Annotated in this window: 11 protein-coding genes; 8 read left to right on the top strand and 3 right to left on the bottom strand. The window is 63.8% G+C overall.

The window, feature by feature from the left end; translation table 11 throughout:
* Positions 1 to 132: 132 nt before the first annotated feature.
* Positions 133 to 2,634 (bottom strand): bifunctional UDP-N-acetylmuramoyl-tripeptide:D-alanyl-D-alanine ligase/alanine racemase, encoded by a 2,502-nt coding sequence (locus H145_RS0114065; RefSeq protein ID WP_019948800.1) that lies wholly within the window; start codon positions 2,632 to 2,634, stop codon positions 133 to 135.
* Between the two features lie 108 nt (positions 2,635 to 2,742).
* Positions 2,743 to 3,819 carry an AI-2E family transporter gene (locus H145_RS21370; protein ID WP_071595198.1) on the bottom strand — a complete coding sequence of 359 codons (1,077 nt, stop codon included), beginning with the start codon at positions 3,817 to 3,819 and terminating at the stop codon, positions 2,743 to 2,745.
* Positions 3,820 to 3,989: 170 nt separating this feature from the next.
* Between H145_RS21370 and H145_RS0114055 the strand changes: the two genes are divergently transcribed.
* The 5 genes from H145_RS0114055 to H145_RS0114035 all read left to right on the top strand — a co-directional run bounded on the left by H145_RS0114055 (position 3,990) and on the right by H145_RS0114035 (position 9,640).
* Positions 3,990 to 6,602, top strand: a complete 2,613-nt coding sequence (locus H145_RS0114055; RefSeq protein ID WP_019948798.1) for a YfhO family protein — start codon at positions 3,990 to 3,992, stop codon at positions 6,600 to 6,602.
* A 224-nt stretch (positions 6,603 to 6,826) separates the two neighbouring features.
* Positions 6,827 to 7,720, top strand: coding sequence for a 1-aminocyclopropane-1-carboxylate deaminase/D-cysteine desulfhydrase (locus H145_RS0114050; RefSeq protein ID WP_019948797.1), 894 nt, complete (start codon positions 6,827 to 6,829; stop codon positions 7,718 to 7,720).
* Between the two features lie 110 nt (positions 7,721 to 7,830).
* On the top strand, positions 7,831 to 8,460 hold the full coding sequence (locus H145_RS0114045; protein ID WP_019948796.1) for a DUF4230 domain-containing protein: 630 nt from the start codon (positions 7,831 to 7,833) through the stop codon (positions 8,458 to 8,460).
* Positions 8,461 to 8,641: 181 nt separating this feature from the next.
* Positions 8,642 to 9,109 (top strand): redoxin domain-containing protein, encoded by a 468-nt coding sequence (locus tag H145_RS0114040; RefSeq protein ID WP_019948795.1) that lies wholly within the window; start codon positions 8,642 to 8,644, stop codon positions 9,107 to 9,109.
* A gap of 3 nt (positions 9,110 to 9,112) precedes the next feature.
* Positions 9,113 to 9,640 carry a DsbA family protein gene (locus H145_RS0114035; protein ID WP_019948794.1) on the top strand — a complete coding sequence of 176 codons (528 nt, stop codon included), beginning with the start codon at positions 9,113 to 9,115 and terminating at the stop codon, positions 9,638 to 9,640.
* A 72-nt stretch (positions 9,641 to 9,712) separates the two neighbouring features.
* On the opposite strand, the gene H145_RS0114030 is transcribed toward H145_RS0114035, so the two are convergent.
* Entirely contained in the window at positions 9,713 to 10,216 is a 504-nt protein-coding gene (locus tag H145_RS0114030; RefSeq protein WP_019948793.1) for a regulatory protein RecX, read from the bottom strand.
* 252 nt (positions 10,217 to 10,468) lie between these two features.
* On the opposite strand from H145_RS0114030, the gene H145_RS0114025 reads away from it, so the two are divergent.
* The 3 genes from H145_RS0114025 (at position 10,469) to H145_RS0114015 (ending at position 14,993) form a co-directional block, all read left to right on the top strand.
* On the top strand, positions 10,469 to 11,224 hold the full coding sequence (locus H145_RS0114025) for a ferritin-like domain-containing protein (RefSeq protein WP_157541598.1): 756 nt from the start codon (positions 10,469 to 10,471) through the stop codon (positions 11,222 to 11,224).
* A 38-nt stretch (positions 11,225 to 11,262) separates the two neighbouring features.
* Entirely contained in the window at positions 11,263 to 12,225 is a 963-nt protein-coding gene (locus tag H145_RS0114020; protein WP_019948791.1) for a ferritin-like domain-containing protein, read from the top strand.
* A 134-nt stretch (positions 12,226 to 12,359) separates the two neighbouring features.
* A complete protein-coding gene (locus H145_RS0114015) occupies positions 12,360 to 14,993 on the top strand; it encodes a DUF5686 and carboxypeptidase regulatory-like domain-containing protein (protein ID WP_019948790.1) in 2,634 nt (877 codons plus the stop codon).
* Positions 14,994 to 15,127: the final 134 nt, after the last annotated feature.

Below are 15,127 nucleotides of genomic sequence, written 5' to 3'. Positions count from 1 at the left end.
TTAATGGCGCTGAACCGATAGGTTGCCCACCATAAGGCCGCAACACTATGGCTTAAATAAGAAGCTAATAATCAACAACAACGGGCCCGCTCATTTTATTTTGGTAAATAAATTATGTAAATAATACCAAATCTATTCCGCAACGAATACCCGCTTCACCCGCTCACTTACATTCGTCAGCAATTCGTAGGCAATGGTGCCGATGCGGGCCGCCAGAGCGGGCAGCGGTAGCCCCTCGCCAAATACCACGGCCGCGTCGCCGGCCCGCACGTTGGCAATGGCCGTTACGTCGGCCATGCACATATCCATGCACACGCTGCCGACAATAGGGGCGCGCTGCCCGCGGATGAGCACCTCCCCCACCCCGCTGCCGAAGCGCCGGTCGTAGCCGTCGGCGTAGCCGATGGCCAGCGTGGCAATGCGCCGCTCGTGGGCCGTGGCCTCGCCGCGGCGGCCGTAGCCTACGGTGTGGCCCGCGGGCAGGGTTTTCACCTGCGAAACCGTGGTGCGCAGGGTGCTCACGGGCCGCAGCGCGTCGGGCTGCTGGCCGCTGGCCTCCACGCCGTAGAGGCCGATGCCCAGGCGCACCATGTCGAACTGGGCCTCGGGGAAGCGCAGGATGCCGGCCGAGTTGAGCGCGTGCTTTATAATGGGGTAGCCGATGATGCGCTCCAGCTCGGGCGTGAGGCGGGCAAAGGCGGCCAGCTGGCCCCGCGAAAAGCCGTCGTGGCCGGCTTCGTCGGCGCTGGCCAGGTGGGTGAGGGCGCTGGCGACGGGCACCAGCGCGGCGTTGGCGTGCAGCAACGCGCCCAGCTCGGCCACGTCTTCCTCGCCGAAACCGAGGCGGCGCATGCCGGTATCGAGCTTGAGGTGGATGGGTGGCAGGGGGGCCTGGGCGGCGGCTTCGAGGTAGGCGGCCAGCAGCTCGAAGGAGTAGATTTCGGGCTCCAGGTGGTACTGGCGCAGGGTGGCGAAGGAATCGGGGGCCGGGTTCATCACCATAATGGGCAGGCTGATGCCCTGGCGGCGCAGCTCCACGCCCTCGTCGGCATAGGCTACGGCGAGGTAGTCGGCGCGGTGGAACTGGAGCAGGTTGGCCACTTCCATCGAGCCGCTGCCGTAGGCGAAGGCCTTCACCATCACCATCAGCTTCACGCCGGGGCGCAGCTGGCGGCGGTAGAAGTTGAGGTTGTGCACCAGCGCGTCGAGGTTGACTTCGAGCACCGTGCCGTGCAGCTTTTGCTGGAGCGCAGCCACCACCCGCTCGAAGCCGTAGCGCCGGGCCCCCTTCACCAGCAGCAGCTCCTGCCGGAAATCATCGGCCCGGAAATCGGCCAGTAGCGCGTCGGTATCGGGGTAGAAACGGGTGGGCAGGCCCGCAAAGGCGGTTTGGTGCCGGCTGATGTCGGGGCCGACGCCGATGAGGCGCGCCACGCCCGAGGCGGGCAGCAGGGCGGCCACGCGGGCGTAAAGCTCGGTGCCTGCGAGGCCCGATTCGAGCACGTCGGAGAGGATGAGCGTGCGGGGCAGGCGGCGGGGCTGGCGGCTGAGCGCGTCGAGGGCCAGGCGCAGGCCGGCCAGGTCGTTGTTGTAGGTGTCGTCGAGCACGTAGCAGCCGTTGAGGGCCTGCTTCATCTCCAGGCGCATGGCCACGGGCTGCAGGCGCTCCAGCCGCCGCTGGATTTCGGCGGGCTCCAAGCTGCGGTGTAGCAGCACCATAAGGCAGTGGAGGGCGTTTTCCAGGGAAGGCTCGTCGGCGAAGGGCAGCGTGAAGGTGTGCGAGTCGGCCCCGGTCTGCTTGAGGCGCAGCACGGTGCGGTCGGCCAGCGTTTCCTTTACCGACACCAGCCAGCGGGCCTCGCCGGCTTCGTACACGGCCCGCTGGCGCGTCCAGGCGGCCAGCGCTTCGGGCGGCAACTGGCGGCGGGCGGCGGCGTGTACCAGCGGGTGGTCGGCGCAGTAGAACAGCGTGTCCACGTCCGCAAACAGGCGCATCTTCTCACTCACCTTGTCTTCCCAGGAAGCAAAACCGGCGTCGTGGGCGGTGCCCAGGTTGGTGAAGATGCCCAGCGTGGGTTGGATGACCTGGGTTAGCCGGGCCATTTCGCCGGGCTCGGAAATGCCGGCCTCGAAGATGCCCAGCGTGTGCCGCTCGTTCAGCTCCCACACGCTCAAGGGCACGCCCACCTGCGAGTTGTAGGAACGCGGGCTCTTGCACACCAGCTCATCGGGGCTCAGCAGCTGGGCCAGCCACTCCTTGACGATGGTTTTGCCATTGGAGCCCGTGATGCCGAACACGGGCAGCGCGAATTGCCGCCGGTGCCAGGCCGCCAGTGCCTGCAACGCCGCCAGCACGTCCTCCACCACCAGCAAACCGGCTTCCGGATAGGCCTCCAGCCCGCCGGGTAACGCCACGCCGGCTTCTACCACAAACTGCCGCACGCCGGCCCGGTACAGCTCGGGCAGGTAGCAGTGGCCGTCGTGCTGGGGGCCGCGCAACGCGAAGAACAGGCTGTCGGCGGGCGTTTCGACGCGGCGGCTGTCGAGCAGCAGCCGCTGCACCGGGGCCGGGGCAGCGGGTTGCTGCAACGCGGTGCCGCCGAGTAGCGCGGGCAGGTCGGAGAACTGGAGCATGGGGCAAAAGTAGCGTCCGGGCGGTTCGTTTCCGGTTGACTGTTATTTGAGAGAACGAAGTCAGGCGGCGGGACCCGGCCAACCTGCCCGGTTAGTTGTTCGGCCGAATTATTTCTTGTTCATGGCCTGCTCCGGCTCGGGGTCGTCGAGTACGTCGTGGATGTAGAGCATTTTCACCAGCACCAGCAGCATGGCCACGAGCGGCGTGGCCAGTAGCAGCCCCAGGCCGCCCGTGAACACGCCCATAATCACCTGCGAAATAATAACCAGCGCGGGCGGCAGCTCCACCATGCGGCGCTGCACGAGCGGCGTCAGCAGGTTGCTTTCCACGAGCTGCACCACGGCGTAGAGGGCCACTACGTACAGGGCCATATCGGGGCCCTGGGTGAGGGCCAGCAGCAGCGCCGGCACCAGCCCCAGCAGCGGCCCGAAATTGGGAATAAACGAGAGCAGGCCGGCAAACAGGGCCAACGTGAGCACCAGCGGCATCCCCAGCGCCCACAGCCCCAGCGCCGTCAGGATGGCCACCACCAGCATCGAGAACAGCTTGCCCAACAACCACCGAAACAGCGTGCTGCGCAGCTGCTCCAGTACCTCGCGGGCCCGCGCGCGGTGGCGCTTGGGCACGAGCAGCACCACGCCCTGCCGGTAGGGCGCGGGCTCGGCCATCATAAAGGCGCCGATGAACAGCACCAGGTATAGGTTGGCCAGCACCCCGAACGTCGACGACACCACGCCCATCGTATTGCGCAGCCAACTGCTTTTGTGGTTTATGATGCGGTCTTTCAGGGCTTCCTGGTCCGGAATCTGGTGCAGCAGGTCGCGGCCCCAGCTGTACTGCTGCAGCTGCTGCTGCACCCGCGCCGCCGACTGCGGCAGCTGCTCGCTGAGCTGCTGTGCCTGCCCGGAAATGCGCGGGGCCAGAAACCAGCCGATACCGGCCAGCAGCGCCAGCACCCCCAGCAGGGCCAGCAGCGTCCCCCACCCTTCCGAAAGCGGCGTGTGCCGCCCCAGCCAGCCGCCCAGCCCCCGGAAAAACACGGCCAGCAGCACGCCCGCCAGCACCAGCAGCAGCACTTGCAGGGCAGAGCCCACAAACAGCAGGCCCAGCACCACGGCCGCCACCAGGCCCACAACAATGCTCGCGCGACGGGTAAACCCGGGGGTAGTAAGGGATTCACTCATATAACTGGTAGCGTAACCACAACGGAAATACGAACTATACGCAGCCGGCCTGCTAAGGGCGGCGCCCGGCCGGGGCCACCGGCCGCCACCAATCTGCAAGAGTGGCGGCGGGGCTGCGGTTGAACATCTACTATCTTCGGGCTTCTGATTCCGACTTCCTTTCAAGCCGAATGACTACTCCTCTTCGCTCCGCGCCCGCGCCGCTGTGGCGCCGGGTGCTGCCGCACCTGCTGGCCGTGCTGTTTTTCCTGGCCCTGGCCAGCGTGTATTTCGCCCCCATTCTGTTCGAAAACCAGACCCTGGCCCAGCACGACATCGTGCAGTTTCAGGGCGGCTCGCACGAGGCGGCCCAGTTTCGCGAGGCCACCGGCGAGGAGGCCCTCTGGACCAACTCCATGTTTTCGGGCATGCCCACTTACCTCATCAGCACCCGCTTCCCGGGCGATTTGAGCATTTACCTGCACAAGCTGTTCACGCTCGATTTGCCGGCGGTGGTGGCCAACCTGTTTCTGGCGCTGGTGTGTGGCTACGCGCTGGGGCTGGCGCTGGGCCTCTCGCCGCTGCTGAGCGCGGTAGGCGCGGTGGCGCTGGGCTTCACGAGCTACAACCTCATTATTCTGGCCGCCGGCCACAACACCAAAAGCCTGGCGCTGGCCTACGCGCCGCTGGTGCTGGCGGGGCTGCTCGTCACGTTCCGGCGCAACAAGTGGCTGGGCGCGGCGCTGTTTACGCTGGGGCTGGCCATGAACATCCGCTCCAATCACCTCCAGATAACCTACTACCTACTGCTGCTGGTGCTGGTGTTTGGGGTGGTGGAGCTGGTGTTTGCCTTTAAGGAGAAGCGGCTGCCCGCGTTTTTCCAGCGCACGGCGCTGTTGGCAGTAGGCGCCGTGCTGGCGGCGGGCGTGAGCTTCGGCCGCCTCTACACCACGCTCGAATACGGCAAATACAGCATCCGGGGCCGCTCGGAGCTGACTACTCCACCGCCCTCAGCGCCCGGCCAGCCGGTGTCGCAGGAGCCGGTGGATGGCGGCTCGGGCCTCAACCGCGAGTACGCCTTCAGCTACAGCTACGGCATCGGCGAAACGGCCACGCTGCTGATTCCGAACTTCTACGGGGGCGCTTCGCAAATGAAGCTGAGCGAGAATTCGGCCACCGGCAAGGCCCTGGTGGCCGCCGGCGTGCCGCCCGTGCAGCTCGCCGACTACCTGGCCCAGATGCCGACCTACTGGGGCGACCAGCCCATCACGAGCGGGCCGGTGTACGTGGGCGCGGTGGTGTTTTTCCTGTTCGTGCTGGGGCTGATGGTGGCCGACCGGCGCACCCGCATCTGGCTGCTGGTGGGCACGTTGCTGAGCGTGGTGCTGGCCTGGGGCAAGAACTTCGAGACCTTCAACTACCTGATGTTCGACCTGTTTCCGGGCTACAACAAGTTCCGGGCGGTGAGCATGGCGCTGGTCATTGCCCAGCTGGCCATGCCGGTACTGGCGGTGCTGGCGCTGGCGCGGGTGCTGCGCGGCCGCCCCGGCTTCGCGCCGGCCGGCCCGGCCGCGCCCATCAGCAGCCACCCCAGCCTGGCCGCACTGGCCGGCCGGCCGCTCGATGACGCTGACACGACCTACCTGAAAAAGCACGTGCTGCGGGCCCTGGCCATTACGGCCGGCCTGTGCGTGCTGGCCTTCCTGGCCGGTTTGGTGTCCGATTTCGCGGCCCCCATCGATGCCCAGCTCCAACAGGGCGGCTTCCCGCTCGAAGCCATTCGCGCCGACCGCGCCTCGCTGCTGAACGCCGACGTGCTCCGCTCGCTGCTGTTTGTGGCGCTGGCGGGTGGGGTGCTGTGGTTTTTCCTGCAGCGCAAGCTGTCGGTGGGCATGGCGGCCGCGCTGGTGGGTTTGCTCACGCTGGTCGATTTGTGGGGCGTGGATAAGCGCTACCTCAACGACGCCAACTTCCAGCGCGAAACCGTGGCCGAGCAGTTCGTGCCCTCGCCCGTCGACCAGCAGATTCTGCAGGACAAGGACCTCGATTACCGGGTGCTGAACATGGCAAACCCCTTCAACGACGCCCAGACTTCCTATTTCCACAAGAGCATCGGCGGTTACCACGGGGCCAAGCTGCGCCGCTACCAGGACTTGATTGAGCGGCAGATTTCGCCCCAGCTCCAGCGCATCTACACCGAGAACCGGCCCGATGCGGCCCCGGTGCTCAACATGCTCAACACCCGCTACCTCATCACGCCACCCGCCGAAAAGCAGCCCGCCCAGGCCATCCACAACCCCGGCGCGCTGGGCAACGCCTGGTACGTGGCCCAGGTGCAGAGCGTGCAGAACCCCGACCAGGAAATCCAGGCCCTGACTACCCTCGACCCCGCCACCACGGCCGTCGTGGACGCCTCCAAGTTTCCGGGCCTGAAGGCCAGCTACCCCACCGAGGGCTCCAGCATCGCCCTGACCAAGTACACCCCCAACGCCCTCACCTACCGCACCACCGCCGGCCAGGATGGCCTCGTGGTGTTCTCGGAAATCTACTACGCCGATGGCTGGCAGGCCTACCTCGATGGCAAGCCCGTGCCGCACCTGCGCGCCGATTACGTGCTGCGCGCCATGCCGGTGCCGGCCGGCACCCACACCATCCAGTTCAAGTTTGAGCCCACCGCCTACGCGCTGGGCAACACCGTGTCGCTGGTTTCGTCGGTGCTCCTGATCCTCGTGCTGCTGGGGGCGCTCTACTACGCTTTCCGGGGCCGCCCGGCGGAGGAGCAAGGCGAACTGGTGGCGGGATAAGCGGGTCGACAAGGGACTTGTAGCCTCGGAGAGGCGGCATATCGATAGAAACCCAACATACCTGCCGGATAAAGCCCCAGCGGGGCGACACCCATCGTTCAATGGTCGGTATCGCCCCGCTGGGGCTTTACTTAGCTGCCTTCCTATTGGAGCCTACCGATATGCCGCCCCTCCGGGGCTGAAACAGTCGTCTCTATTCGCATATTACTTTCCTATTTTCAAAGTTGAGCTCCGTTCTCATTTCCGACCTTGGTGAGCACCACGGCGTGCGCTTCCTGCTGGCCCGCGACGAGCCGACGCACCCGGAATTGCCGGGCAACAAGTGGCGCAAGCTCAAGTACAACCTGCGGGAAGCCGACCGGCTGGGCCTGAACACGCTGCTGACCTTCGGCGGAGCCTACTCCAACCACCTCGCGGCCCTGGCAGCGGCCGGCCGCCTGCTGGGGCGCCCCACCATCGGTTTTGTGCGCGGCGACGAACTGGCCCACCGACCCCTCAACCCAACGCTGGCCCGCGCCCGTGCCGATGGTATGGCGCTGCACTTTCTCGATCGTGAAACCTACCGCCGCAAGCACGAGCCGGACGTGCTGGCCGAGCTACTGCACGAAACCGGTCCGGCCTACGTGCTGCCCGAAGGTGGCTCCAACGTGCTGGCCCTGCCCGGCTGCGCCGAACTGGCCCAGGAACTGCTGACCCGCCTCGATTTCGACGTACTGGCCGTAGCCTGCGGCACCGGCGGCACGCTGGCCGGCCTGCTCACCGGCCTGGCCGGCCAGCGTCAGGCCCTGGGCCTGGCCGCCCTCAAAGGCGCCGATTTCCTGCGCGCCGACATCAACCAACTGACCCAGCAAGCTACCGGCCGCACCTACCTCAACTGGGAGCTACGCACCGACTACCACGGCGGCGGCTACGCGAAACTCGGGCCAGCGCTACGGCAGTTTATCGTTAATTTCCGACAACAGCACGGCATCCTGCTCGACCCCATCTACACCGGCAAGCTGCTTTGGGGGCTATTCGACCTGGCGGCCAAAGGCCACTTCCGGCGCGGCAGCACCATAGTGGCCGTGCATACCGGCGGGCTGCAGGCCTGGGCCGGGTTTGGCGGGGAGCCGGTTTAGGTGGCATAGTGGACGATGGAAAGGAATTGATGCTTGCTACAGTTCGTCAATAAGCAGGTTTTCTCGTATCCTTCCCCATACCCTTTCACTCCCTTACCGACTCCTCCCCAATGCCCAAACTACTGCGCCGTCTGTTGCCCCTGCTGTTTCTGGTGGGCCTGGGGTGGTTTCTCTGGACCAAAGTGCGCCCCGCGCTGGCCGACTTCGAGAATCCGCTCAACCCCGCCCCCCGCGTGACCGTGACGCACAACACGGTACTGCAAAAGGTGGAGGCGCTGGGCCGCATGGAGCTGGTGCGCTACGAGTTCCGCGACGTGGTGGAGTATAAAAAGAGTACTTACCGCTTTCTGCCCGATGCCAAAGTAGCCCTTATTGTGGCCGGTAACGCCATCGGCTGCCTCGATTTGCGCAAGCTGCGCCCCCAGGATGTGGTGCTCGAAGGCGACTCCATCGTGCGCGTGGCTTTGCCGGCGCCCGAGCTGTGCGTCTGGCAGATTGACCATAGCAAAAGCAAGGTCTATAGCATCGAAAACGGCTTTTTTCAGGATGCTGAATTAGTGGATGCCGGCTATAAGTACGCCGAAGCCAACGTGCGCCGGGCCGCCCTCAACTCCGGCATTCTGGCTCAGACTGAGCAGAACGCCCAGCAAATTCTGCGGCCTATACTCGAAACCATGACCGGCCGCCGCGTTATCCTGAGCCGGCAGATGCAGAACCCCACCGTGCCGGCCAAGCGGTAACGCGGCTGCCTAATCTGGCAGAGCGGAAGCAGTTTGTTTGAGAACCGCCTCATCCTTGGGCCCCAGGAGCGCCCGAACAACCGTCGCACAAACCGACCCGTAAGAAAACACCCCGCGCCCCTAAACGATGAAACGTACCGGAGCGCCCGGGCACACCCTATAACTTACGCCTGTTTACACCATGCTGGAAGCCAACACGCCTGCCCCCGATTTTGAATTGAATTCAACCCCCGACCAGAAACTGGCCTTGCACGATTTGCAGGGCCAGCGGGTGATTCTGGCCTTTTACCCGGCCGACTGGAGCCCGGTATGCGGCGACCAGATGGCGCTCTACAACGAAACCAGCAAGCTTTTCTCCAAGCACAACGCCCAGGTAATCGGTATTTCGGTCGACAGCAAGTGGAGCCACTTGGCGTTCAGCAAAGACCGCAACCTGCACTTCCCACTACTGGCCGATTTCGAGCCTAAAGGGGCCGTAGCCCAACAATACGGCGTGTACGATGAGCAAACCGGTGAAGCCAAGCGGGCTCTGTTTGTGCTCGATGAAAAGGGCATTATCCAGTGGAGCTACCTGTCGCCCGCCGGCATCAACCCCGGGGCCGATGGAATTCTGGAAGCCCTCGAAGAACTCGATAAAGCAAAAGCCTAAGCCATGAGTAACCAACTGAAACCGGCCATCGACGGCCACGACCACCGCCAAGGCCCCCAGGGCGCTCCGCTCGAACTTGTAGAATACGGCGACTACCAGTGTAGCTACTGCGGCGAGGCTTACCCGGAAATAAAGGCAGCCCAGCAGGCGCTGGGTGATAAACTGCAGTTTGTGTTCCGCAATTTCCCGCTGGCCGAAGCGCACCCGCACGCCCAGCAGGCCGCCCTGGCTGCCGAGGCCGCAGCGCAGCAAGGCAAGTTCTGGGAAATGCACGACGCTCTTTATGAGCATCAGGACCAACTCGATTCGGCCGGTTTGCAGCAGCACGCCCAACAGTTAGGGCTGAATTTGGACCAATTCCAAAGCGACCTAAAGTCTTCGGCCGTGACCGAGAAGGTGGAAGCTGACTTTGAAAGCGGAGTCCGTAGTGGCGTGAACGGGACACCCGCTTTTTTCGTGAATGGCCAGCTATACCAAGGAAACTGGCAGCAGGGCGAGCTAACGCGTTTCCTGGGAGGCCAGTTGCAGTAACGCGAACTCTGTAGTTCGCGTTACTGCATAATACCCGAACGAAAGCCGTGCTCCTACCCAAAGGCGCGGCTTTTATTCGTCGTCATCCTCGGCCTCTTTGCCCAGATCATCCAACGCCATTTTAATCAGGTCCTGCTCGTAGCCTTTGGTCATCAGGTATACCTGGATTTTCTGGCGGCGCTTGCCGGGGTGGCGCTCCTTTTCCTGGCGGTCCTTCTTTTCGAGCAGGTCCACCAGGTTCTGGTAATACTGGTCGCCGTCGATTTCCTTCATGCCCGACTTGATGCAGTAGTCGGAAATGCCCTTCTGCTTAAGCTCCTGCAGAATACGGCGCCGGCCCCACTTCTTGTTGCTGTAGTGGCCGCGCACGTAGGCCTGGGCGAAGCGCTCCTCATCGAGCAGCTTTTCGCGGCTTAGGCGGATGATGATTTCGCCCGCTTCATCCTCATTCAGGCCGTAGCTGCGTAGCTTGGCTTCCACCTCCTTCTGGTAGCGCTCCTGATAGGCGCAGAACTCGGCAATCTTGCGCAGGGCCTCGGTGGGGGTGTAAAATTTAGGAGCAGCAGGCTTGAACATGGCTAACGGGGGAGTTGGTAGGAGTAGCAGATGGGTTGAGTAAAAGACACGCCCCGGCGGAAAAAGTTCGGCATCATAGCCTCCCAGAGGTGTCCGAAAGTTGAACTATATATCTAATAATTAACATACTAACCCATCCGTAAAAACACTTAATCAATCAGAAGAAATACGTATTTACAAATCGGGCGCTCAACTTAGCCCCCGCCCGCCCCCGTAAACGGCAGACATTCCACCTTTATATCTGTCTCGACGATGAGCTCTACTACCTCCTTGCCGCCGGTCGTGCCCGGCACCCCCGATGCGCCGCGGCTGCCGCGCCGGTCCTTCCTCCGTTACTCTGGCGCTGGCCTGGCCGTGGGTGGTCTGCTGCTCGCCGGCTGCGATGATGACAACGACGATATTACCCCCAGCGGCACCATCGACGTAGGCTCGGGCGACAACGGCGTACTCAACTACGCTTATGCTCTTGAGCAGCTCGAAGCCGCGTTTTATGCCAAGGTGAAAGAAGGCGCTTACTACAAAAACCTGTCTGCGGGTCTCGAAAAGCAGGTGTTTGACGACCTGGCCATCCACGAGCAGATTCACGCCGACTTCTTCAAAACCGTATTGGCCGGCAAAGCCATCAAAGCCCTGGAGCCCGACTTTTCGAGCATCAATTTCAACGACCGCAACAGCGTGCTCGGCGCGGCCAAGTCGTTCGAAGATTTGGGCGTGGCCGCCTACAACGGCGCCGGCCGCTACATCCAGACGGAGGCTTACCTGCTGATTGCCGGCAAAATCGTGTCGGTGGAAGCCCGCCACGCGGCCCTGATCCGCGACCTGATCAACTACAACACTTTCGTAGCCTCCGACGTGGTAGACCTGTTTACGCCTACCAGCGGCACCAGCGCCCCAGGCGTAGGCACGGGCACCGGCAAAGAAAAGTCGATGAAGCCGACCGACGTGGTGAACATGGCCAACAAATTCCTGAAAGACGGCTCGAAAATCAGCGCCAGCAACATTAAATAAGGCGGTTCGTCGCCCCATCCACTTACTCGCCTTACCTCATGGACTTCTTTAAATTAATCTCCGATATCGAGCGGGTCGACCCCGAAATCTACGACCGCCTCGACTCGCGTCGCCGCGTATTCAAGCACTTCGGGCTGGCCGGCAAAACCCTCACGGCGGCCATGCTGCCCAACCTGGTAAGCGGCGTTTTCCAGCGCGCTTACGGTCAGGGCACGCTCAACGCCGACATTAAGGCCGTACTCAACCTGGCCCTGAGCCTGGAGTACCTGGAGTTTTACTACTACGATTCGGGCCTCAAAGCCACGGGCCTGATTCCGGCCGCTGACCGGCCGGCCTTCGAAATTATCCGCAACGACGAGTCGGGCCACATCAAGGTGCTGCGCGAGGCGTTGGGTGGAGATGCCATTCCCGACCCGGGCCGGGCCACGTTCGACTACTCGGGCGGCAAGGGCAGCGGCGACGGGCCGTTTGCCAAGGCTTTCACTGACTACGCGCTGTACCTGGGCGTGTCGCAGGCTTTCGTGGATACCGGCGTGCGCGCCTACAAGGGTGGCGCTACCAAGCTGATGTCGAACAAGGACATTCTGGAAGCGGCCCTCAACATCCACTCGGTGGAAGCCCGCCACTCCTCGCACGTGCGCACGGTGCGCCGCGGGGTGGCCGCCAACGCCGCCGCCACGTCGGTGCCCGGCGATTTGGCCAACCTCAACAAGCAGCCTAAAAGCTGGATTTCGGGCACCGACAACGGCGGTCCTTCGCCCAGCACCACGCCCTCGACGGCGGCCGTGTATGGTCCCGGCGTACCTGCCACCGGCGGCCCCACCGAACTGTTCTTCCCCGCCGACAGCAACACCACGCAGGCCGGCATCGACCTGCTGACGAACACGGCCGGCGCCACCGCCGCTTCGGCTTCGGAGGCGTTCGATGAGGCCCTCGATGCGGCTACAGTCAAGAGCATTGCCCGCAACTTCGTGGACGCCAAGAGCACGCTATTCATCTAAACCCGGCAGTTTGCTTTGTTAATCCTGAACAGGAGCGCCCCACCAGCGCTCCTGTTTTGCGTTTATCGGGTTCAGGCAACCTGTTTGGGCCGGATTGTATCTACCTTGCCGAAGTCTATGAACTTGTGAGGATTATGCGTTTTCTACTGCCGGGGCTCTGCTACCTACTGCTGTTACTATCGACCAGCGCGGCCTGGGGCGGCGTGGTGCGCGGCCGCCTCGCCGACCCGCAGGGGGCGGGCCTGCCCTTCGCCAACGTGGCCGTGCGCGGCACCACCACCAGCACCGCCGCCAACGAGCAGGGCGACTACCAGTTGCGGCTGGCGGCCGGCACCTACGAGCTGGTGTTTCAGTACGTGGGCTACCGGCCCAGCCAGCACACCGTGCGCGTGGCCGGCGGCGACACGGCCACGGTGCTCAACGTCACGCTCGCGCCCGAAAACTACCAGCTGCGCGAAGTGGTGGTGCGCGGCTCCGACAAAGACCCTGCCTACGCCATCATTCAGCAAGCCATGCAGTGGCGGCGCTACCACGAGCGCGAGGTGGCCGCCTTCCAGGCCCGCACCTACGTGAAGACGCTGGCCCGGTTTTCCGATGTGCCGGGCAAGATTCTGGGCCTCGTAAAAGTGGGCCCCGATATCAAGCCGGGCATTTTCTACTTGTCGGAATCGGTATCGGAGCTGAGCTTCCGGCAGCCGAACGTGGTGAAGGAGCGCATGATTTCCTCGCGGGTGAGCGGCGACGCGCGGGGCATGAGCTTCAACCGGGCCGGGGCCGGCGAGGGGCTGAACTTCTACCAGAACCTGCTGAAAGCCCGGTTTTCGGAGCGCGGCTTCGTGTCGCCGATTGCCTCCAACGCCTTCCTGTTCTACCGCTACGAGCTGGAGGGCAGCAGCCAGCGGGGCAACCTGCTGATTCATAAAATAAAAGTGACCCCGCGCCGCGCCTCCGACCCCGTGTTTGCCGGCCACATCTACGTGGTCGATGGCACCTGGCGGCTGCAGTCGGTGTCGCTGGATTTAAGCAAGAGCGCGCAGATTGACTACGTGGACCGCCTGCACATCGAGCAGCTGTTCGGGCCGGCGCCGGGGCCCTCGGACGTGTGGGTGATGCAGTCGCAGCGGATTACGGTCAACTTCACGGCCTTCGGGTTCAAAGGCAGCGGCTACACCACGGCCGTGCTCTCCAACTACCGCGTTACGCCCACCTTCCCCAACCGCCCCGCCCCCACCCTGGCCCCCACGCCCCCGGCGGCCGACGATGCGCCCGTAACCCGCGAAACCGTAGCCGACATCCGAAAGCAGAAACCTGACCTGAGCGGACTGAGCCGGGCCGTGCGCCGCCAGGCCAAAAAGGCCGAGCAGGCCGCCGCCCGCGACACCAGCGGCGTGGGCCGGCTGTGCAAGGGCGAGGTGATGCTGGTGGAAAAAGCCGCCAACGAGCGCGACACCGCCTACTGGGCCACCATCCGTCCCACCCCACTCACCGACGAAGAGCAGAAAGATTACCAGGTGAAGGACAGTACCGAAGTCATCCGCAAGTCGCGCCCCTACCAGGACTCGCTGGACCGCAAGCGCAATGAGCTGGGCTTCGGTAAGCTGCTGCTGACGGGCTACACCTATAACCGCACCTTCGAGAAGCGCAGCTGGTACGTGCAGCCGGTGTTCAACATCCTTCGCTACAACACCGTCGAGGGCGTGGTGCTCAACCCCGAGGCCACCTTCCGGCAGCGCACCGACGATAGGCGCTACTGGGCGGTTACGCCGAGTTTGCGCTACGGCTTCAGCAACAAGCTGCTGAGCCCGAGCGTGGAGGCCGAGTGGCAAATGCATCCGGTGCGGCTGGGCCGGCTGCTGGTGCGGGCAGGCCGCACCGTCGAGAATTTCGACCTGCAGAGCCAGCTCACGCCCTTCATCAACAGCTACTACACGCTGCTCGAAAACCGCAACTACGCCAAGCTCTATCGCCGCGACGGCGCGGCGCTGGGCTACCAGTGGGAGCCGCTCAACGGGCTCACGCTGCTGGCCCGCGCCAGCTACGACGTGCGCCGCGAGCTGTTCAACACCACCACCAAACTGCTGCGCGATAAGGAGAACCGGGCTTTCACGCCCAACGAGCCGGTGGCCGCCGAGCTGCCCGGCGGCACGGGCTTTGGCCGCAGCCGGGCCCTGAGCACCGAGCTGTCGGCCAGTTTCCAGCCCGGCCAGAAATACATTACGCGGCCCACCGGCAAGTTCAACCTGGGCTCGAAGTACCCGACGCTTTCCTTTTTGTGGCGGCAGGGCATTGGGGCGCTGGGCTCCGAGGTGCGCTACACACTCTTGCAGGCCGGCCTGAGCCACTCGGTGTCGTTTGGGTTGCTGGGCACGAGCAACTACCAGGTGGCGGCCGGTTTCTTCCCCGGCTCGCCCCGGCTGGAGTTCATGGATTTCCGCCACTTCCACGGCAACCGCACCTACCTGGCCGCCAATTTCAGCCAGTTCCAGCTGCTCGACTACTACCGCTACAGCACCGCCGACCGCTACGTGGAGGCGCACTACAACCACCATTTCAACGGTTTCCTGCTGAACAAAATCCCGCTGCTGCGTCGCCTGCAATGGCAGGAAGTGGCCTCGCTCAACTACCTCACCACGCCCGCCGCCGGCCACTACCTGGAGCTGGGCGCCGGCATCGAGCACGTGTTCAAAGTCATGCGGGTTGATTTCTACACCAGCCTGCAATCGGGCAAGCGCGCCGGCACCGGCATCCGGGTAGGCATCGGGATATAGCAGGGGTTGAGCTGCCAGCCCCAGCGGGGCGCCATATCGGTAGCAAGCAAAAGAGTCTTTGTTAAAAGCCCCAGCGGGGCGACACCCATCGTTGAACGGTCGGTGTCGCCCCGCTGGGGCTTTGCTTGGTAGGA

The sequence above is a fragment of the Hymenobacter aerophilus DSM 13606 genome, assembly GCF_000382225.1.
Taxonomy (GTDB): Bacteria; Bacteroidota; Bacteroidia; order Cytophagales; family Hymenobacteraceae; genus Hymenobacter; species Hymenobacter aerophilus.
The sequence above is the reverse complement of the archived record's forward strand: the minus strand, read 5'-3'. Positions and strand labels throughout refer to the sequence as shown.

Excerpts from the sequence above, each read along its gene's own strand:
- H145_RS0114035 (WP_019948794.1), top strand. The coding sequence starts at position 9,113 with ATGAGTAACCAACTGAAACCGGCCATCGACGGCCACGACCACCGCCAA.
- H145_RS0114040 (WP_019948795.1), top strand. The coding sequence starts at position 8,642 with ATGCTGGAAGCCAACACGCCTGCCCCCGATTTTGAATTGAATTCAACC.
- H145_RS0114045 (WP_019948796.1), top strand. The coding sequence starts at position 7,831 with ATGCCCAAACTACTGCGCCGTCTGTTGCCCCTGCTGTTTCTGGTGGGC.
- H145_RS0114015 (WP_019948790.1), top strand. The coding sequence starts at position 12,360 with ATGCGTTTTCTACTGCCGGGGCTCTGCTACCTACTGCTGTTACTATCG.
- H145_RS0114055 (WP_019948798.1), top strand. The coding sequence starts at position 3,990 with ATGACTACTCCTCTTCGCTCCGCGCCCGCGCCGCTGTGGCGCCGGGTG.
- H145_RS21370 (WP_071595198.1), bottom strand. The coding sequence starts at position 3,819 with ATGAGTGAATCCCTTACTACCCCCGGGTTTACCCGTCGCGCGAGCATT.
- H145_RS0114025 (WP_157541598.1), top strand. The coding sequence starts at position 10,469 with ATGAGCTCTACTACCTCCTTGCCGCCGGTCGTGCCCGGCACCCCCGAT.
- H145_RS0114065 (WP_019948800.1), bottom strand. The coding sequence starts at position 2,634 with ATGCTCCAGTTCTCCGACCTGCCCGCGCTACTCGGCGGCACCGCGTTG.
- H145_RS0114030 (WP_019948793.1), bottom strand. The coding sequence starts at position 10,216 with ATGTTCAAGCCTGCTGCTCCTAAATTTTACACCCCCACCGAGGCCCTG.
- H145_RS0114020 (WP_019948791.1), top strand. The coding sequence starts at position 11,263 with ATGGACTTCTTTAAATTAATCTCCGATATCGAGCGGGTCGACCCCGAA.